This window comes from Burkholderia theae (genome assembly GCF_048565265.1).
In the GTDB taxonomy this organism is placed as follows: Bacteria; Pseudomonadota; Gammaproteobacteria; order Burkholderiales; family Burkholderiaceae; genus Burkholderia; species Burkholderia theae.
In genome coordinates this window covers 2,715,216-2,734,045 of record NZ_CP183461.1, presented here as the reverse complement: position 1 = coordinate 2,734,045, position 18,830 = coordinate 2,715,216, and the positions used below count along the sequence as shown (strand labels likewise).

The 18,830-nt window shown below is 68.1% G+C and carries 20 protein-coding genes; 7 read left to right on the top strand and 13 right to left on the bottom strand.

Annotated features, from left to right (window positions below):
• Positions 1 to 52: 52 nt before the first annotated feature.
• Both msbA and ACN22W_RS12935 read left to right on the top strand, forming a co-directional pair.
• Positions 53 to 1,804, top strand: coding sequence for a lipid A export permease/ATP-binding protein MsbA (gene msbA, locus ACN22W_RS12940; protein WP_419687421.1), 1,752 nt, complete (start codon positions 53 to 55; stop codon positions 1,802 to 1,804).
• 97 nt (positions 1,805 to 1,901) lie between these two features.
• On the top strand, positions 1,902 to 2,294 hold the full coding sequence (locus tag ACN22W_RS12935) for an RcnB family protein (protein ID WP_129512644.1): 393 nt from the start codon (positions 1,902 to 1,904) through the stop codon (positions 2,292 to 2,294).
• A 48-nt stretch (positions 2,295 to 2,342) separates the two neighbouring features.
• On the opposite strand, the gene ACN22W_RS12930 is transcribed toward ACN22W_RS12935, so the two are convergent.
• The 13 genes from ACN22W_RS12930 to upp form a co-directional block, all read right to left on the bottom strand.
• The gene (locus ACN22W_RS12930; RefSeq protein ID WP_193098783.1) at positions 2,343 to 2,912 is read right to left on the bottom strand and encodes an FUSC family protein; all 570 of its coding nucleotides are present in this window, start codon (positions 2,910 to 2,912) and stop codon (positions 2,343 to 2,345) included.
• A 41-nt stretch (positions 2,913 to 2,953) separates the two neighbouring features.
• Positions 2,954 to 4,222 carry an MFS transporter gene (locus ACN22W_RS12925; RefSeq protein ID WP_419684703.1) on the bottom strand — a complete coding sequence of 423 codons (1,269 nt, stop codon included), beginning with the start codon at positions 4,220 to 4,222 and terminating at the stop codon, positions 2,954 to 2,956.
• Entirely contained in the window at positions 4,219 to 5,181 is a 963-nt protein-coding gene (locus tag ACN22W_RS12920) for a PRC-barrel domain-containing protein (RefSeq protein WP_419684701.1), read from the bottom strand. The genes ACN22W_RS12925 and ACN22W_RS12920 overlap by 4 nt, the downstream gene beginning before the upstream one ends.
• 313 nt (positions 5,182 to 5,494) lie before the next feature.
• Positions 5,495 to 5,830 carry a YggL family protein gene (locus ACN22W_RS12915; RefSeq protein ID WP_419684699.1) on the bottom strand — a complete coding sequence of 112 codons (336 nt, stop codon included), beginning with the start codon at positions 5,828 to 5,830 and terminating at the stop codon, positions 5,495 to 5,497.
• Positions 5,831 to 5,956: 126 nt separating this feature from the next.
• The gene (rng, locus tag ACN22W_RS12910) at positions 5,957 to 7,426 is read right to left on the bottom strand and encodes a ribonuclease G (protein WP_129512639.1); all 1,470 of its coding nucleotides are present in this window, start codon (positions 7,424 to 7,426) and stop codon (positions 5,957 to 5,959) included.
• A gap of 8 nt (positions 7,427 to 7,434) precedes the next feature.
• A complete protein-coding gene (locus ACN22W_RS12905) occupies positions 7,435 to 8,067 on the bottom strand; it encodes a Maf family protein (RefSeq protein WP_419684697.1) in 633 nt (210 codons plus the stop codon).
• 51 nt (positions 8,068 to 8,118) lie between these two features.
• Positions 8,119 to 8,589: a 23S rRNA (pseudouridine(1915)-N(3))-methyltransferase RlmH gene (rlmH, locus tag ACN22W_RS12900; protein WP_048249282.1), complete on the bottom strand. Its 471-nt coding sequence runs from the start codon at positions 8,587 to 8,589 to the stop codon at positions 8,119 to 8,121.
• A gap of 19 nt (positions 8,590 to 8,608) precedes the next feature.
• Positions 8,609 to 9,058, bottom strand: coding sequence for a ribosome silencing factor (rsfS, locus tag ACN22W_RS12895; RefSeq protein ID WP_129512638.1), 450 nt, complete (start codon positions 9,056 to 9,058; stop codon positions 8,609 to 8,611).
• A 4-nt stretch (positions 9,059 to 9,062) separates the two neighbouring features.
• A complete protein-coding gene (locus ACN22W_RS12890) occupies positions 9,063 to 9,788 on the bottom strand; it encodes a nicotinate-nucleotide adenylyltransferase (protein ID WP_419687419.1) in 726 nt (241 codons plus the stop codon).
• Between the two features lie 14 nt (positions 9,789 to 9,802).
• Positions 9,803 to 10,726: an oxygen-dependent coproporphyrinogen oxidase gene (gene hemF, locus ACN22W_RS12885; protein ID WP_129512636.1), complete on the bottom strand. Its 924-nt coding sequence runs from the start codon at positions 10,724 to 10,726 to the stop codon at positions 9,803 to 9,805.
• Between the two features lie 286 nt (positions 10,727 to 11,012).
• A complete protein-coding gene (purD, locus tag ACN22W_RS12880) occupies positions 11,013 to 12,293 on the bottom strand; it encodes a phosphoribosylamine--glycine ligase (protein ID WP_129512635.1) in 1,281 nt (426 codons plus the stop codon).
• A gap of 104 nt (positions 12,294 to 12,397) precedes the next feature.
• Positions 12,398 to 13,126: a YebC/PmpR family DNA-binding transcriptional regulator gene (locus ACN22W_RS12875; protein WP_006478227.1), complete on the bottom strand. Its 729-nt coding sequence runs from the start codon at positions 13,124 to 13,126 to the stop codon at positions 12,398 to 12,400.
• Between the two features lie 217 nt (positions 13,127 to 13,343).
• Positions 13,344 to 13,994, bottom strand: a complete 651-nt coding sequence (gene upp, locus ACN22W_RS12870; RefSeq protein ID WP_419684692.1) for a uracil phosphoribosyltransferase — start codon at positions 13,992 to 13,994, stop codon at positions 13,344 to 13,346.
• 229 nt (positions 13,995 to 14,223) lie between these two features.
• On the opposite strand from upp, the gene ACN22W_RS12865 reads away from it, so the two are divergent.
• The 5 genes from ACN22W_RS12865 to kdpA all read left to right on the top strand — a co-directional run bounded on the left by ACN22W_RS12865 (position 14,224) and on the right by kdpA (position 18,789).
• Entirely contained in the window at positions 14,224 to 15,003 is a 780-nt protein-coding gene (locus tag ACN22W_RS12865; RefSeq protein WP_129512634.1) for an SDR family oxidoreductase, read from the top strand.
• Between the two features lie 52 nt (positions 15,004 to 15,055).
• On the top strand, positions 15,056 to 15,448 hold the full coding sequence (locus tag ACN22W_RS12860; protein ID WP_129512633.1) for a methylglyoxal synthase: 393 nt from the start codon (positions 15,056 to 15,058) through the stop codon (positions 15,446 to 15,448).
• A 171-nt stretch (positions 15,449 to 15,619) separates the two neighbouring features.
• Positions 15,620 to 16,594 carry a quinone oxidoreductase family protein gene (locus ACN22W_RS12855; protein WP_419684689.1) on the top strand — a complete coding sequence of 325 codons (975 nt, stop codon included), beginning with the start codon at positions 15,620 to 15,622 and terminating at the stop codon, positions 16,592 to 16,594.
• Positions 16,595 to 16,894: 300 nt separating this feature from the next.
• Positions 16,895 to 16,987, top strand: coding sequence for a K(+)-transporting ATPase subunit F (gene kdpF, locus ACN22W_RS12850; RefSeq protein ID WP_006752209.1), 93 nt, complete (start codon positions 16,895 to 16,897; stop codon positions 16,985 to 16,987).
• Entirely contained in the window at positions 16,984 to 18,789 is a 1,806-nt protein-coding gene (gene kdpA, locus ACN22W_RS12845; RefSeq protein WP_193098777.1) for a potassium-transporting ATPase subunit KdpA, read from the top strand. Before kdpF ends, kdpA begins: the two co-directional genes overlap by 4 nt.
• Positions 18,790 to 18,830: the final 41 nt, after the last annotated feature.

The following is an 18,830-nucleotide window of genomic DNA, read 5'->3' as shown; positions in this document are numbered from 1 at the left end:
TCGCGGCTCAAGAAGGATTGCCTTGGAAACCCAGAACACTCTTCGCAAACCGATGGACGGCACCGGCACCTCGCCGGTCACGGTTCTCAAGCGCCTGTGGCCGTACATCCGGCCGCTGATCGGCATCGTGGTGCTCGCCGTGATGACGATGGGCGTCGTCGCGGCCACCGAGGCCGGCATTCCGGCGCTGCTCAAGCCGCTCCTCGACCACGGCTTCGGCGCGCACGGCAGCGACAACGCGAAATGGTACGTGCCGATCGCGGTGATCGGCCTCGCGCTCGTGCGCGGCGTATCGCAGTACGCATCGAATTACCTGCTCAACTACGTGTCGAACCGCATCCTGCTGCAACTGCGGCTCGAGATGTTCCAGCGGATGCTCCACACGAGCGCGTCGTTCTTCCAGCGCGAGACCGCGAGCACGGTGATCAACGCGATCGTGTTCGAGGTCAACCAGATCCTGTCGGTGCTGACCGGCGTGATGGTCACGCTCGTGCGCGACTCGCTGACCGTGATCTTCCTGCTCGGCTACCTGTTCTACCTGAACTGGCGGCTCACGCTGATCGTCGCGGTGATCCTGCCCGGCATCGGCTGGCTCGTCAGCAAGATCAACCGCCGCCTGCGCCGCCTGAACCGCGAGCACCAGACGCTGACCAACGAGCTGTCGTACATCGTCGAGGAGACGGTCGCCGGCTACAAGGTCGTCAAGGTGCATAACGGCGAGACGTACGAGATGGACCGCTTCACCGCGATGAGCAAGCGCCTGCGCGGCTACGCGATGCGCATGACGATCTCGGGCGGCCTCGCGCAGCCGCTCACGCAGTTCCTCGCGTCGATCGCGCTCGCGGTCGTGATCACGATCGCGGTCGTGCAGTCGACGAACGACCAGACGACGGTCGGCGGCTTCGTCGCGTTCGTCACGTCGATGCTGCTGGTGATCTCGCCGCTCAAGCACCTGATCGACGTCAACCAGCCGCTGCAGCGCGGGATGACCGCCGCCGAGCTGATCTTCGGGCTGATCGACGAGCCGTTCGAGCCGCAGGGCGGCGGCCGGCCGCTGCCGCAGGCGCGCGGCGAGATCGAGTTCCGCGGCGTGACGTTCGACTACGGCGCGGCCGAGCGGCCGACGCTCGACCGCATCTCGTTCAAGGTCGCGCCGGGTGAAATGATCGCGCTGGCCGGCCCGTCCGGCAGCGGCAAGACGACGCTCGTGAACCTGCTGCCGCGCTTCTTCGACCCGACCGGTGGTGCGATCCTGGTCGACGGCGTGCCGGTTGCCGACTACGACCTCCACGCGCTGCGCGGCCAGATGGCGATGGTCAGTCAGGACGTCGTGCTGTTCAACGACACGATCGCCGCGAACGTCGCGTACGGGCAGACGCCCGACCGTGAGCGCGTGCAGGCCGCGCTCGAGGCCGCGAACCTCGCCGATGCGGTCGCCGCGATGCCCGACGGGCTCGACACGCTCGTCGGCGGCAACGGGATGCGGCTGTCCGGCGGCCAGCGTCAGCGGCTCGCGATCGCCCGCGCGATCTACAAGGACGCGCCGATCCTGATCCTCGACGAGGCGACGTCGGCGCTCGATTCGGAATCGGAGCGCCACGTGCAGGCCGCGCTCGAACGGCTGATGGAAGGCCGCACGACGCTCGTGATCGCGCACCGGCTGTCGACGATCGAGCGCGCGGATCGCATCCTCGTGCTCGAGGCCGGCAAGATCGTCGAAGAGGGCAGTCACGACGAACTGCTGCGCCACGGCGGCCTGTACGCGCACCTGCACCGGATCCAGTACCAGCAGCAGGCGGCCTGACGCGCGCCGCGCGCATTTGCGTCATGCACCGTGTGCTAGTCTTGATGAGGCAGGTCCAGTCGTTTCGTCCGACCTGACTACATGGAGGGAAGGCACAATGAAGAAGATGCACAGCATGATGCTGGCCGCGCTGATCGCGGCGGGTTTCGCCGCGCCGGCCGCGATGGCGCAGGATCACGGCAACTACGACAACCACGACAATCGTGACAATCACGGCATGCAGCACGGCCACGGCCCGAAACACATGCCGCCCGGCCAGGCGATGCACCGTGAGGACGACGTGCCGCAGCGCTGGGCCGACCAGCCGCGCCGCGACTGGCACAAGGGCGATCGGCTGCCCAACGAATTCCGCGACCGCCAGTACGTGATCGACGACTGGCGCGGCTACCACCTGAACCCGCCGCCGCGCGGCTATCAGTGGGTCGGCGTCGGCGGCGATCACCTGCTCGTGCAGATCGGCTCGGGCATCGTGCTGCAGGTCAACCCGTAACGTTTCCCGCCGTTCATCCGGCTGCCGGGCGCGTGCCCGGCAGCCGCGTCACTTTGCCGCCGTCGCGCGGCGAAACCAGCGCCGCTCGATTCTCGACATCACCCAGCACACGCCCAGCGCACACACGGTGCCGAGCGCGACCTCGCCCAGCCGCATCAGCGGAATGTCCCACAGCGGGCCGTTGCCCGGAAACAGCAGCACGATCGTCGCGGTCACGCCGCCGAGCCGTGCCGCGCTGCCGACGTTCAGGCACCAGCAGCAGACGATCGTGAGCGCCACCGCGAGCGCATAGGCAACGAGGCGATCGCCGCCGAGCGCGGCGCCCGCGAAGCCGAGCACGCCGCCGATCATCGCGCCGATGAACTGGTCGCGCGACAGCGACATCGTGTCCGAGTAGTTGTGCTGCGTGACGGCGATCGCGGTGACGGCCGCCCAGACGGCCTGCTCGGTGTGCAGCGCACGGCCGATCACGAACGCGAGGCACGCGCCGCAGACGGCCTGGATGGCCATCAGCACGCCTTGCGTGAGCCGTTCGCCGAAGGTCAGCCCCTTGAACAGATCGAAGATCGACTGCTGGATCTGCTGGCGGGCTTCGTTGAGTGTCCTGATCGTATTCATCGTGAGTCGGCCAAGAAGCGGATAACGGCGGCGCGCCGCCTTCAGTGCGCCTGTTCGGGCGATGCGGCGGCCGCTTCGTCGGCGGCTGCGTCGCCGTTCTCGACGCGCGTTTCGGGCATCACGAGCCAGACCAGCAGCACCGCGAGCGCGCCGGCGCCCGCGAGCCCGAAGAAGCTGACCGCGTTGCCGAAGTGATCGGCGACGTAGCCGGCCACGGCCGTGCTGAGCGTCGCACCGATCCCGGCCGCGAGCCCGAACAGCCCGATACACAGGTTGTAGCGGCCCTTGCCGCCCGCGACGTCCGCCGCGATCAGCGGCAGCATCACGCCGAACACGGCCGCGCTGATGCCGTCGAGCATCTGCACGGGCACGAGCAGGTACGGGCTGCTCACGCCGGCGAACAGCAGCGCGCGCACCGGCAGCGCGGAGAAACCGAGCAGCAGGATCGGCCTGCGGCCCCAGCGTTGCGCGGAGCGGCCGACCCACGGCGACAGCATCGCGACGATCGCCTGCGGCACGATGATGCACGCGGCGATCACGAGCTGCACGTTCTCGCCCATCCCGGCCGTGACTTCACCGGCCGCGAGGTTCAGCATCGCCGCGTTCGACAGGTGGAACAGCACGACGCACGCCGCGAAGATCAGCATCCGACGGTCGCGCAGCAGTTCGAGCAGCGTTTCGCGCTCGCCGGCTTCGCCGTGGTCGCCGTGATCGTCGGGCTTCGACGATTGCGGGATCACTTCGTGCGTCGGCTGGATCATCGCAAGCGCGAACAGCGCGGGCAGCGCCAGTACGGCGGTCAGCCAGAACACCGCGCGCGCGGAGAAATATTCGCCGGTGAGCCCCATCAGGCCCGCCGCGACCGCGCTGCCGATCGACGCCCAGCGCGCGTTGCGGCCGAGCCGGTCGCCGAGGTCGGCTCGGCCGACGAGCGAGAACGAGATCGCGGCCATCGCCGGTACGAGCATGCAGCTCGCGAAACCGTGGAACACCTCGGCGGCGATCACCGGCACGATCGTCGGGCTCGACGCGAGCAGCACCGCGGACAGGATGATGGCGACGATCGCCCACGCGGCCGCGCCTTTCTTGTTCTTCAGCGCATCGACGGCCGCGCCGCCCGGCACCTGGCTGACCATCGCGCTGATCGTGCCGATCGACAGCACCATGCCGATCTCGCCCTGCGTCCACTTGTGCGACGCGAGGTAGGACGCGATGAACGGACCGAACCCTGTTTGAACGTTTGCAACGAAGAAGTTGAGCCAGTCGAGGGACCGGAGACTGCGTACGCTGACGGAATGCTTGATCGTCATCGGGCAACACTCGCAGACGAAGCCGACGCCGGGGCAACAGGCGGCGAGACCACGACGATCGGCTTGTCTGCCGCGTACGGCGGCGACGCCTTGATCTGCGCGTCGTTCAGGTCGAGCTGCGGATGCAGCGCCTTGTCGCGCGTGACGAAGCGCAGTGCGCCCCAGCTCGCGGCGATCGAGCGGCGGTCGGTATTGACGAGCCCGCCGAGGTCGAGCACGACGGCCTGCGGTTGGGCGCCTCGGTCGATCAGCACGTCGACGATGCGGCCGATCTTCGTGCCGTTCGGGCGCTCGACATCGCTGTCGAGCATCGGTAGCCGCGACGTGGGCGAGGCCGCGGCCGAGCCCGACAGCGGCACGGCCTTCGGCCGCGCGGCCGGCGGCAGGTCGCCCGACGGTACGTCGAGCACGATCGGCTCCTGTTTGCCGCCCGGCGTGAAGCGGAACACGTTCCACGGGAAGATGACCTTGCGGTCGCCGACGCCCATGAAGCCCTGCAGGTTGACGATCATCTCGCGCGGCTTGCCGCCCGCGTCGACCACCATGTCGACCGCGCGGCCGATCACCTTGCCGTTGCGGCGCGCGACTTCGCTGTCGAGCAGCGCATGGATCTGGGTGCGATCGACCGGGCGCGTCGCGACGAGCGGCGCGGGTGGCGGCGGAGGCGGTGTCGGCGTTTCGGGGCGCTGCACGGGCTTCGGCCGCGTCACCTCGCGGTGCGGCTTCTTCGGCGCTTCCGGTTCTTCCGGATGCGTCGGCGCCGGCACGGGCGGCATCGTCAGCGGCTCGCCGGCCGTTTCCTCGACAGGCTCGACGAGCGCTTCGCTGATCGGCGCGGGCGGATTCTGGGTCGGCAGCAGCCCGCAGCCGGACAGCAGCGCGGCGGCGGCGAGAATCAGGAAGACCGTCGAGGACGGAAACGACTTGCGGGATGCGGGAAACGGAAGTCCGCCGCTCATTGACACTCACTCCATGGGTCGGGGGCGGCCCGAGGGCACGCGGCTGGCGATGGATGGCGGGTGCGGGCGGCGCACCACGCGAGGTGAGAGTTTAACGTGTCTTGCTTTCAGGACCGATTTCGATGGCCCGTTGGAGGCAGACTGTCGGGAAAAGGTAGGGATCGGCGCGACGCGATTCGTGGGAGTCGGTACCGGTGATACGGGTGCCGAGCAGCGGGGGCGGAGAGGGAGGGTACCTCACGCGGCGCCGGCCTGACCCGCCTTCAAGGCGGACAGGCGCGGGCGCCGCCCGATACAGCGAGAGGCCGGAAAATCAGGCGTCCGGATACCACGCGTCGGTGAATTCGCTGACCTTGACGTCGGTCAGTTCCGGCCGTGCGACCAGCCAGCCACGCACGAGCTCGCGATCGGCGTCGGTCGTCGTGCCGCGCGGTGCGCCGGAGATCACGTAAGCACCGATGCCTTCGTCCGCGGACGCGACGGTCAGGAGCCCGTGCGCTTCGACGAAATCGATGAACGCGTCGATCAGCTCGCCGCGTTCGAGGTCGGTCAGCTCGTTGCGGTAATGCGCGGTTGCGTTGAACGCGAGTTCCTGGAACTCGCCGATGTGGAGTTTCTTGCGCTGGCGGCGGTTGTGGCCTTGGCTCATGGTATGTCGTGAATGCGAAAAGGGGTGTGAAAGGGCGGCGGCGGGTGCTGACGCGGCATGCGCGAGCGACCCGGGCGCCGCATCGAAGCGCCGCGCGGCAATGCCGGCGGCGGGATGGGCGGAACCTTACATCAGCACGATATCGTACTGCTCCTGGCTCAGGTTCGATTCGACCTGCAGCGATACCGGCTTGCCGATGAAGTCGATCAGCATCGCGAGATGCTGCGACTCCTCGTCGAGGAACAGGTCGATCACCTGTTGCGCGGCGATCACGCGGAATTCGCGCGGGTTGAACTGCCGCGATTCGCGCAGGATCTCGCGCAGGACGTCGTAGCACACGGTGCGCGACGTCTTCACCTGGCCCTTGCCCTGGCAGGTCGGGCACGGTTCGCACAGCACGTGCGCGAGCGATTCGCGCGTGCGCTTGCGCGTCATCTCGACGAGACCGAGCTGCGAGAAGCCGTTGACCGTCACGCGCGTGCGGTCGCGCGACAGCGCTTTCTTCAGCTCGGACAGCACCGCGTCGCGATGCTCGGCGTTCTCCATGTCGATGAAGTCGATGATGATGATCCCGCCGAGGTTGCGCAGCCGCAGCTGCCGCGCGATCGTGTGCGCGGCCTCGAGGTTGGTCTTGAAGATCGTGTCGTCGAAGTTGCGCGCGCCGACATAACCGCCCGTGTTGACGTCGATCGTCGTCATCGCCTCGGTCTGGTCGATCATCAGGTAGCCGCCCGACTTCAGGTCGACGCGGCGCGACAGCGCGCGCTGGATCTCCGTCTCGATGTTGTACAGGTCGAACAGCGGCCGCTCGCCCGTGTAGTGGTGCAGCTTCGGGGCCACGGCCGGCGTGAACTCGGACGCGAATTCCGCGAGGCGCTGGTACGTCTCGCGCGAATCGACCTGGATGCGCGTCGTGTCGTCGTTCGAGAAATCGCGCAGCACGCGCTGCGCGAGATCGAGATCCTGGTACAGCAGGCTCGTCGCCGGCAGCCGCTGCGCAAGGCCGACGATGGTCGCCCAGGTCTTGCGCAGGTACGTGACGTCGCCGGCCAGTTCGTCGGAGGTGGCGTCCTCGGCGATCGTCCGCACGATGTAGCCGCCTTTCTCGTCCGGTGGGATCACGGCCGTCAGGCGCGCACGCACGGCCTCGCGCTCGGCCTCGCTCTCGATCTTCTGCGAGATGCCGATATGCGGCTCCTGCGGCAGGTAGACGAGCGTGCGGCCCGCGATGCTGACCTGCGTCGACAGTCGCGCGCCCTTCGTGCCGATCGGATCCTTGATCACCTGGACCATCAGCGTCTGGCCTTCGAACACGGTCTTTTCGATCGGCTGGTGCGGCGCGCTCGACTGCGGCTCGCCCGCGATGCGCGGCTGCCAGATATCGGCGACGTGCAGAAACGCCGCGCGCTCGAGGCCGATGTCGATGAACGCCGACTGCATGCCGGGCAGCACGCGCACGACCTTGCCGAGATAGATGTTGCCGACCCGCCCGCGCGACAGCGTGCGCTCGACGTGAAGCTCCTGCACCGCGCCTTGCTGGACGAGTGCGACCCGCGTTTCCTGCGGCGTGAGGTTGATCAGGATTTCTTCGTTCATGGTGGGATTCAGAAGGCGACACGCGCCGCACGCAGCAGCGCGGCGGTCTCAAAGAGGGGCAGACCCATGATACCCGAATGGGAACCGTCGATCCGCTCGATGAATTCGGCGGCGCGCCCCTGGATCGCGTACGCACCGGCCTTGCCGAACGGCTCGCCGGTTTCGACGTAGCGCGCGTAGGCGTCGTGCGACGCGGCCGCGAAGCGCACCGACGAGCGCGACAGCGCGGGCGGCAGCAGTTCGCCGCCGGCATCGATCACGGCGACGGCGGTCAGCACCGCGTGTTCGCGGCCCGCAAGGCGCGTCAGCATCGCGAGTGCGTCATCGGCGTCGGCCGGCTTGCCGAGGATCGCGCCGTCGATGGTCACGGTCGTATCGGCGACCAGCACCGGCGCGGCCGGCTTGCCGCTCGCGAGGAGGCGCGCACGCGCGGCCTCGGCCTTCGCGACGGTCACGCGCCGCACGTACGCATCGGCGGCTTCGCCGGGCAGTTCGGCCTCGAGCGCCTCGGCGTCCTCGTCGGGGCGCGGCAGCAGCAGCTCGAAGCGTACGCCGATCTGCTGCAGCAGCTCCTGGCGGCGCGGGCTTTGCGAAGCGAGGTAAAGGGTGGGGAAAAGCGCGGGGGACGTGCAGGACGGCATGGTGTCGTTATCTCGGTGAGCGCGCGCGGCGCGCGTCTCGAGGACGACACGTCATGCGCGGTGATAGGGGTGATTCTGCGTGATGCTCCACGCCCGGTAAAGCTGTTCGGCGAGCAGCACGCGCACCATCCCGTGCGGCAGCGTCATGCTCGAGATGCGCAGCAGCACGTCGGCGCGTGCTTTCAGTTCCGGATCGAGCCCGTCGGCACCGCCGATCACGAATGCGACGTCGCGGCCGTCCTGCTGCCAGCCGGGCAGCGCCTGCGCGAGCTGCATCGTGGTCCAGTCGCGGCCGCGCTCGTCGAGCGCGACGAGGCGCGCGCCCTTCGGCAGCGCGGCCTCGATCTTCTGCCGCTCGGCTGCCATCACGCTGTCGGCGCTACGGCCGCCCGAACGCAGTTCGGGCTTGATTTCGCGCAACTCGATGCGCAGCTCGGGCGGCATCCGCTTCGTGTATTCGTCGAAGCCGGATGCGATCCAGCCCGGCATCTTGTGGCCGACCGCGAGGATGAAAAGCTTCATCGGGACGATTCGTGACGACTTAGCGGCGGCGGGCGGCCGTTTTGCGCGCCGGACGGGCTGCCGGTGCTTCTTCCTCGTCGTCCTCGTCTTCGCTTGCGGTCGCGAAGCCGTTCGTGCCCTTGCCGCCGCCGAGCTTCATCCGGACAGGCTTGTCGCCCCAGATTTCCTCGAGGTTGTAGTACTGGCGCAGGGCCGGCTGCAGGATGTGCACGACGGCGTCGCCGCAGTCGACCAGCACCCATTCGCCGGTGTCTTCGCCTTCGGAGCTGACGACGTCGCCGCCGGCTTCCTTGACCTTGTCGCGCACGTTCGACGCGAGGGCCTTGGTCTGGCGGTTGGAGGTGCCCGAGGCGACGACCACGCGGTCGAACAGTTCGGTCAGGTGGCTGGTGTTGAACACCTTGATGTCTTGCGCCTTGACGTCTTCGAGGGCGTCGACGATCACGCGCTGCAGTTTGCGAATATCCATGGAATCAGGTGTGGTAGAGGCGATGTTGAAGAATATAGGCCCATACGGCGGCCGGCACATGCTCGGCCGACGCGTCGGGCATTTGCGCATGGCGCGCGATGCATTCGCGCAGGTGCGCGCGGATGTCGGTCGCGGCAATGTCGAACGCGAGTGCCGTGTCGATCAGCAGGCTGCCGGCCGGCGTGGCCTTCAGCACGTCGGCGCCGGCCTGCCGCGCGGCGATTTCCCGCGCGACGTCCGGCGGCGCCGCGCCGAGCTCGAAGCCCGGTCGCGTCGACGCGCAGATGTGCGCGTAGTCGAACAGCTTGCGCCAGTCGCGCCACGTGTCGAGGCGCACGAGCTGGTCGGCGCCGATCAGCAGCGACAGCGACGCGTCCGGGCCGATCCGCTCGCGCCAGCGCGCGAGCGTGTCGACCGTGTAGGTCGGGCCGGCGTGCTCGATCTCGTCGGTGGCGACGGTCACGGTCACGCCCGGCAGCACGAGCGCATCCGCGGCCGCGCGCGTCATCGCGAGCCGGTGCTCGGCGGCCGACACGTCGCGCTTCTGGTACGGCTGCCCGGCGGGCAGCAGCACGAGCTCGGTCAGACCGAGCAGCTCGGCGAACCGGCGCGCGAGCGCGAGATGGCCGTCGTGGATCGGGTCGAAAGTGCCGCCCAGCAAGCCGATACGACGCGGCAGCGGGGCGGGGCGGAGGGTGGTGTCCAGAAACGCGTCCTTTTCTTGGGGCAGCGGGGCGCGCGGGCTCACACCCAGTCGCGCGGCACGATGAAGTCGCTGTACAGGCGCGCTTCGGGCGTGCCCGGCTCGGGCTGCCAGTTGTAGCGCCAGTTCGCGACCGGCGGCATCGACATCAGGATCGACTCGGTCCGGCCGCCGCTTTGCAGGCCGAACAGCGTGCCACGGTCGAACACGAGGTTGAATTCGACATAGCGGCCGCGGCGGTACGCCTGGAAATCGCGCTCGCGCTCGCCGTACGGCAGGTCGACGCGGCGCTCGACGATCGGCAGGTAGGCCTGCAGGAACGCATCGCCGACGCTTTGCATCATGTCAAACGAGCGTTCGAAACCGGGCTCGGAGAAATCGTCGAAGAAGATCCCGCCGATGCCGCGCATCTCGTTGCGGTGCTTCAGGAAGAAGTATTCGTCGCACCACTTCTTGAATCGCGGGTACAGCTCGACGCCGAATGGGTCGAGCGCATCCTTGCAGGTCTGGTGGAAATGCCGCGCGTCGTCCTCGAAACCGTAAACCGGTGTCAGATCCATGCCGCCGCCGAACCAGAACACGGGCTCCTCGCCCGGTTTCGTCGCGATCAGCATCCGCACGTTCATGTGCACGGTCGGGCAGTACGGATTGCGCGGGTGCAGCACGAGCGACACGCCGAGCGCCTCGAAGCCGCGGCCCGCGAGCTGCGGGCGCGCCGCGCTCGCCGACGGCGGCAGCGCGTCGCCCGCGACGTCGGAAAAGCCGATTCCCGCGCGTTCGAACACGCGGCCGCCCTCGAGAATCCGCGTGCAGCCGCCGCCGCGCAGGCGTTCGGCCGGGCCGCGCTGCCATGCGTCGGTCGCGAGCGGCGTGCCGTCGAGCGCGCCGAGCGCGTCGGCGATGCGTGCCTGCAGGCCCTGGAGGTACGTGCGCACGCGCGCCACGTCGTAGGTCGAATCGGTCATGTCTGGACTGGGTGCCCCCGCCCGAAGCGGGAGCCGTAAAAAAGGCATCTGCCGGGCATTCTATCGAACCCCGGCAGAGGGGCCTGTTCCCGAAACTAACAAAATTCCATCCCTGGGGCTGGCCACCAGAAGGGCCGATCGCCGCGTCATGCTCCTTGCGAATACGTCGAGTATTCGCTTCGTCGCAATCCTTGCGCTCGGCCCTTCTGGTGGCCAGCGCAAGCCCGTTATTAGCGGGAACAGGCCCCTTCGGCCGCGCAGCCTATCGGCGCGGCCGAAGCGAACGTCACGCGTTCTTGCGGTTGAGCGCGCGGAAGCCGATGTCGCGGCGGTACTGCATGCCTTCGAAATTGATCTGGTTGATCGTGTCGTACGCATGCTGCTGCGCTTCGCGCACCGAATCGGCGAGGCCGACCACGCACAGCACGCGGCCGCCGGACGTCGTCAGCTTGTCGCCGTCGCCGAGCGTCGTGCCCGCATGGAACGTGACTGCCTGTTCGGTCTCGGCCGGGATCCCGTTGATGCGGTCGCCCTTGCGCGGCGCGTCCGGGTAGCCGTGCGCGGCCAGCACGACGCCGAGCGCGGTGCGGCGGTCCCAGTCGAGCTCGACCGTGTCGAGCGTGCCCGCGATCGCCTGCTCGACGATCTTCGAGAAATCGCTCTTCAGGCGCGCCATGATCGGCTGCGTTTCCGGGTCGCCCATCCGGCAGTTGAACTCGAGCGTGCGCGGATTGCCTTCCTTGTCGATCATCAGGCCCGCATACAGGAAGCCCGTGAAGCGGATGCCGTCCTTCTCCATCCCGCGCACGGTCGGCATGATGATCTCGCGCATCACGCGTGCGTGCATCTGCGGCGTGACGATCGGCGCGGGCGAATACGCGCCCATGCCGCCGGTGTTCGGGCCGCGGTCCTCGTCGAGCAGGCGCTTGTGGTCCTGGCTGGAAGCCAGCGCCAGCGCGTGCTTGCCGTCGACCATCACGATGAAGCTCGCTTCCTCGCCGTCGAGGAATTCCTCGATCACGACGCGCGCGCCGGCATCGCCGAGCTTGTTGCCCGACAGCATCATGTCGACGGCCGCATGCGCTTCCTCGAGCGTCATCGCGACGACGACACCCTTGCCGGCCGCGAGGCCGTCGGCCTTCACGACGATCGGCGCACCCTTCGCGTCGATGTACGCGTGTGCGGCGGCGACATCGGCGAAGGTTTCGTAGTCGGCCGTCGGGATGCCGTGGCGCTTCATGAACGCCTTCGCGAAATCCTTCGAGCTTTCGAGCTGCGCGGCTTCGCGGGTCGGGCCGAACACCTTCAGGCCGCGCGCGCGGAACAGGTTGACGATGCCGGCCGCGAGCGGTGCTTCCGGCCCGACGAGCGTGAACGCGACGCCTTCGCTTTCCGCGAAATCGGCGAGTTCGTCGAGCGCCGTGATGTCGACGTTCTTCAGGCGCTCGTCCTGCGCCGTGCCGCCATTGCCCGGTGCGACGTAGACCATCTGGACGCGCGGCGACTGCGCGAGCTTCCACGCCAGCGCATGTTCGCGGCCGCCGGAACCGACGACGAGTAGTTTCATGGGATTCCCCGCAGACTAGAAAACAGGGCGGCCGGCACGCTCAGGCGCGCCGGCCGCGGATTCGGTCGGGCCGCCGCCGCGACAGGAGCACGGCGGCCGGCATTTCATTCCTCGACGATGACGGCGTTCGTATACACGTCCTGCACGTCGTCGAGGTTCTCGAGCGCGTCCAGGAGCTTCTGCATTTTCGCCGCGTCGTCGCCGGTGAATTCGACTTCGTTCTGCGGCTTCATCGTCACTTCGGCGAGTTCGGCCTTGAAGCCGGCGGCTTCGAGCGCGTCCTTCACCGCCGAGAATGCCTGCCAGTCGCACAGCACTTCGATCGAGCCGTCGTCGTTCGTGTTCACGTCGTTCGCGCCGGCTTCGAGCGCGGCTTCCATCAGCGCGTCTTCCGATGTGCCGGGGGCGAACAGGAACTGGCCGACGTGATCGAACATGAACGCGACCGAACCGTCGGTGCCCATGTTGCCGCCGAACTTCGAGAACGCGTGGCGGACTTCCGCGACCGTGCGGGTGCGGTTGTCGGTCAGCGTGTCGACGATGATCGCCGCGCCGCTGATGCCGTAGCCTTCGTAGCGGATTTCCTCGTAGTTCGCGCCGTCCGCGCCGCCGACGCCGCGATCGATCGCGCGCTTGACGTTGTCCTTCGGCATGTTCGCGTCGGCCGCCTTGTCGACCGCGAGACGCAGGCGCGGGTTCGAGTTGACGTCGCCGCCGCCGAGGCGTGCCGCGACCTGGATTTCCTTGATCAGGCGGGTCCAGATCTTGCCGCGCTTCGCGTCGGCCGCTGCCTTCTTATGCTTGATGTTGGCCCATTTCGAATGACCAGCCATACCTTTCTCCGTGCCCGGGCGCGCTGCGCGGGCGATTGTGCCAATGTGTCGTTGAATCGGCGGCCGTTTCGGCGGGCATGAAGCCGCGGGGCCGCGCGTGTCGAGTGGATCGAGATTTTATCACGCGGCGACCGTCGGATCGGGGCCGCCGCGCATGGCCGAACGGCCAGGCAGGCCGCCGCGGACCGGGCCGCGCGCCGCGCGGTGGCCCAGGCCGTCAGTTCTTGGTGCCGAACAGGCGGTCGCCCGCGTCGCCGAGGCCCGGCACGATGTACGCATGCTCGTTCAGGTGCGAATCGAGCGACGCGACGAACAGCTTCACGTCGGGGTGCGCGTCCTGGAACACCTGCACGCCCTCGGGCGCGGCGACCAGCGCGACGAACGTGATGTTCGCGGCCGGCACGTTGCGGCGCTTGAGCACGTCGACCGCATGCACGGCCGAGTAGCCGGTCGCGACCATCGGGTCGCACAGGATGAAGATGCGGTCTTCCAGATCAGGCAGGCGCACCAGGTATTCGACCGGGCGGTGGTCCTCGGCGCGGTAGACGCCGATGTGGCCGACGCGCGCGGACGGAACCAGGTCGAGCAGGCCGTCCGACATCCCGATACCTGCGCGCAGCACCGGCACGATCGCCAGTTTCTTGCCCGCGATCACCGGCGCGTCGACCTCGACGAGCGGGGTTTCGACCTGCTTGGTCGTGATCGGCAGGTTGCGGGTGATCTCGTAACCCATCAGCAGCGTGATTTCGCGCAGCAGCTCGCGGAACGTGCGCGTGGACGTGTCCTTGTCGCGCATGTGCGTGAGCTTGTGCTGGATCAGCGGGTGATCGGTGATGAAGAGATTCGGGAAACGGCTGTCCTGTTTCATGACGGGGGCGCCTTTACGGCAAAAGAGGATCGGGGGCGGGGGCGGGCGCAAGCCGGCCGTGCGCTTATGCCCGCAATTTTACCAAGGCGCGCCGCATGATCCGGATAATATCGACGTCTCACGACAATCCGCGCGCCTGCGCCCGCCCGTTCGCCTGCCTGACCCGCCCGTGGTCATGGGCCGAAGCGACCGGGCCGCGCCGGCGCGCGTCGCCAACCAGGAGTCGACGATGGATCTCGGCATCGCAGGAAAGACCGCGCTCGTATGCGCGGCAAGCAAGGGGCTCGGTCGCGGTTGCGCGGAAGCGCTGGCCGCCGAAGGCGTGAATCTCGTGATCGTCGCGCGCACGCGCGACACGCTCGACGCGACGGCCGACGCGATCCGCGCGGCGTCCGGCGTGACGGTCACGGCGGTCGCCTGCGACATCACGACGCCGGACGGCCGCGCGGCCGCGCTCGCCGCGTGCCCGCAGCCGGACATTCTCGTGACGAATGCCGGCGGCCCGCCGCCCGGCGACTTCCGCGACTTCTCGCACGACGACTGGATCCGCGCGCTCGAGTCGAACATGCTGACGCCGATCGAGCTGATCCGCGCGACCATCGACCCGATGATCGCGCGCGGCTTCGGCCGGATCGTCAACATCACGAGTTCGGCCGTGAAGGCGCCGATCGACGTGCTCGCGCTGTCGAACGGCGCGCGCTCCGGGCTGACCGGCTTCGTCGCCGGGCTGTCGCGCAAGGTCGCCGGCCAGGGCGTGACGATCAACAACCTGCTGCCGGGACTGTTCGACACCGACCGGATCGCGACGACGCTCACCGCATCGGCGAAGGCGCAGGGCGTGACGGTCGACGAAATGCGCGCGCGGCGCACGAAGGACATCCCGGCCGGCCGCCTCGGCACGCGCGACGAATTCGGCGCGGCGTGCGCGTTCCTGTGCAGCGTGCATGCCGGCTATATCACCGGGCAGAACTGGCTGCTCGACGGCGGCGCGTACCCGGGCACGTTCTGACGCGCGCCCGATTCACGATCACGACAATAACCGAACGACGAAGGAACTGGAGATGAGCAAACCCCGCATCGCACTGATTGCGCACGACGCGAAGAAGGACGAGATCGTCGCGCTCGCGGGTCAATTCCGCGCGACGCTCGCGCAATGCCGGCTGGTCGCGACGGGCACGACGGGCGGCCGCATCGCGGCCGCGCATGGGCTGGAGGTCGAGCGCAAGCTGTCGGGGCCGCTCGGCGGCGACCTGCAGATCGGCGCGGAACTGGCCGACGGCCGCATCGACATCGTCGTGTTCCTGCGCGACCCGATGACCGCGCAGCCGCACGACCCCGACATCACCGCGCTGGTGCGCGCATGCGACGTGCACGACGTGCCGGTCGCGACCAACGTGGCCACCGCGCGGATGCTGCTCGACGATCTGGCGCGCAACATGCAGGACGTTTGCTAGGCGCTTGCCGCGCCCGATTGCCCCTGCTGACGGCAGGGCCATGCACGGACCGCCGCGGCGCGCGAGAATCGTGCGTCGCGACGCGCACCCGCCGCCAGGTTCCGGCATGAATTGGCTGGCTTGCGCATCGACGCCCCGGATTTCCCTGACTGACAGAAGAGGAGCAAAACGATGCCGAAAGCAATCCGATACGACCAGCCCGGCGGCCCGGACGTGATGAAGTGGGTCGATGTCGAGGTCGGCGCGCCGAAGGCGGGTGAAGTCCGCATCCGGCAGCATGCGGTCGGTCTCAACTACATCGACGTGTATTTCCGCACGGGCCTCTACCCGCAGCCGCTGCCCGGCGGCCTCGGGATGGAAGCGGCGGGCGAGGTGACGGCCGTCGGCGACGGCGTGACGGCGCTCAAGGTCGGCGACCGCGTCGCCTATGTCGGGCAGCCGCCGGGCGCGTATGCGCAGGAGCGCGTGATGCCGGCCGAGCGGCTCGTGAAACTGCCGGACGGCATCAGCTACGATGACGCGGCATCGGTGATGCTGCAGGGCCTGACCGCGCACTACCTGCTGCGCCGCACGTACCCGGTGAAGGCCGGCGACACGATCCTGATCCACGCGGCGGCCGGCGGCGTGGGCCTGCTCGTATGCCAATGGGCGAAGGCGCTCGGCGCGACCGTGATCGGCACGGTCGGCTCCGACGAGAAAGCCGCGCTCGCGAAGGCGCACGGCTGCGATCATCCGATCGTCTACACGCGCGAGAACTTCACGCAGCGCGTGAAGGAGATCACGAACGGCGCGGGCGTGCCGGTCGTCTACGATTCGATCGGCAAGGATACCTACATCGGTTCGCTCGACAGCCTCGCGCCGCTCGGGCTGTTCGTCAGCTTCGGCAATGCGTCGGGCCCGCTGCCGCCGATCGACTCGAAGGAGTTCTCGTCGCGCGGCTCGCTGTTCTTCACGCGGCCGACGCTGTTCTCGTACATCGCGAAGCGCGCCGATCTCGAAGCGGCCGCCGCCGAATTGTTCGACGTGCTCCTGTCGGGCAAGGTGAAGACGAGCATCAACCAGCGCTATCCGCTCGCGGAAGTCGGCCGCGCGCATGACGATCTCGAAGCGCGCAAGACCACCGGCTCGACGATCCTCGTTCCCTGACCGTTCCCTCCGTGCCGGCGCCATGCCGGCACGCGCCTTCGCGGGCGGCGCTGCGGCGCCGCCCGTCCCGCCCCCGAATCGCTCCCGCCCTCGCGTTTACGCGTTTTTTATATCCGCCCCGATACCTTTGACCCGTCCTTTACGTGCGTTCCCATAAGGTTCTAGTCGTCTCACTTCGATGACGGAGAACACAAAAATGGATGGGGTATTTATCGGCGCCCTGGTGCTTTTCACCGCGCTGATCCTCGGTTTGATCGCCGGTTGCGAGAAGCTCGTGCAATACGGCCGCGGGGGGCGAGCATGACCTGGATGCTTTGGCTGGCGGGCGCATCGACGGCCCTGCTGTTCGCGTATCTCGTCTTTGCGCTGCTGCGCGCGGAGGACATCGAATGAACGCGAACAACCTGTTGCAATCGCTGTTGTTCATCGTCGTGCTGCTGGCGGCGGCCGTTCCGGTCGCCCGCTACCTGACGGCGGTGATGGACGGCACTTCGCGCGTCGTGCGCGTGTTCGGGCCGCTCGAGCGCGTGCTGTACCGCATCGCCGGCGTCGATGCCGGCAGCGAGATGAGCTGGAAGCAGTACGCGATCGCGACGATCGCGTTCAACGCGCTCGGCGCCTTGTTCCTCTATGGCCTGCTGCGCCTGCAGGGCTTCCTGCCCGGCAACCCGCAGCAGTTCGGCGCGATGACGGTCGACGGCGCATTCAACACGGCCGTCAGCTTCGTCACCAACACGAACTGGCAGGACTACACGCCCGAACAGACCGTCAGCTATCTGGCGCAGATGCTCGGCTTCACCGTGCAGAACTTCCTGTCGGCGGCGACCGGCATCGTCGTCGTGATCGCGCTGATCCGCGGCTTCGCGCGTCACACCGCGCAGACGATCGGCAACTTCTGGGTCGACCTCACGCGCGTGACGATGTACGTGCTCGTGCCGATGTCGATGATCATCGCCGGGCTGCTGATGAGCCAGGGCGTGATCCAGAACATGAAGTCGTACGAGGACGTGCCGGTGCTGCAGGCGAGCACCTATGCGGCGCCGAAGCTCGACGCGCAGGGCAACCCGGTGAAGGACGACAAGGGCAACCCGGTGACGGTGCCGACCCCGCTCACGAAGCAGACGCTCGCGATGGGCCCGGTCGCATCGCAGGAAGCGATCAAGATGCTCGGCACCAACGGTGGCGGCTTCTTCAACGCGAACTCCGCGCACCCGTACGAGAACCCGACGCCGTTCGCGAACTTCCTGCAGATCTTCTCGATCCTGATCATCCCGGCCGCGCTGTGTCTCGTGTTCGGCCGCATGATCGGCGACCGCCGGCAGGGCATCGCCGTGCTCGCGGCGATGACGGTCGCGTTCGTGGTCGCGGTCGGCTTCGAGGTGAGCGCCGAGCAGGGCGGCAACCCGACGCTCGCCGCGCTGCACGTCGACCAGTCGACGAGCGCGCTGCAGCCGGGCGGCAACATGGAAGGCAAGGAAACGCGCTTCGGGATCGCGCAGACCGGCATCTTCACGGTCGCGACGACGGCCGCGTCGTGCGGCGCGGTCGACACGATGCACGATTCGCTGACGCCGCTCGGCGGTCTCGTGCCGATGCTGCTGATGCAGCTCGGCGAGGTGATCTTCGGCGGGGTCGGCTCGGGTCTCTACGGGATGCTCGTGTTCGCGCTGCTCGCGGTGTTCGTCGCCGGCCTGATGATCGGCCGCACGCCGGAATACGTCGGCAAGAAGATCGAGTCGTACGAGATGAAGATGGTGTCGATCGTCGTGCTGCTCACGCCGCTGCTCGTGCTGGTGGGCACGTCGATCGCCGTGCTCGCCGATGCGGGCAAGGCCGGCATCGCGAACCCGGGCCCGCACGGCTTCTCGGAAATCCTGTACGCGTTCAGCTCGGCCGCGAACAACAACGGCAGCGCGTTCGCGGGCCTGACGGTCGGCACGCCGTTCTACAACTGGATGACCGCGATCGCGATGTGGTTCGGCCGCTTCGGCACGATCGTGCCGGTGCTGGCGATCGCCGGCTCGCTCGCCGCGAAGAAGCGCATCGCGGTAACGAGCGGCACGCTGCCGACGCACGGTCCGCTGTTCGTCGTGCTGCTGCTCGGCACCGTGCTGCTGGTGGGCGCGCTGACCTACGTGCCGGCGCTTGCGCTCGGCCCTGGCGTCGAGCACCTGATGATGTGGCTGGGCGCGTAAAGCGCGCCCGCATGGCGACACATTGAAAAGACTGAAGAGAT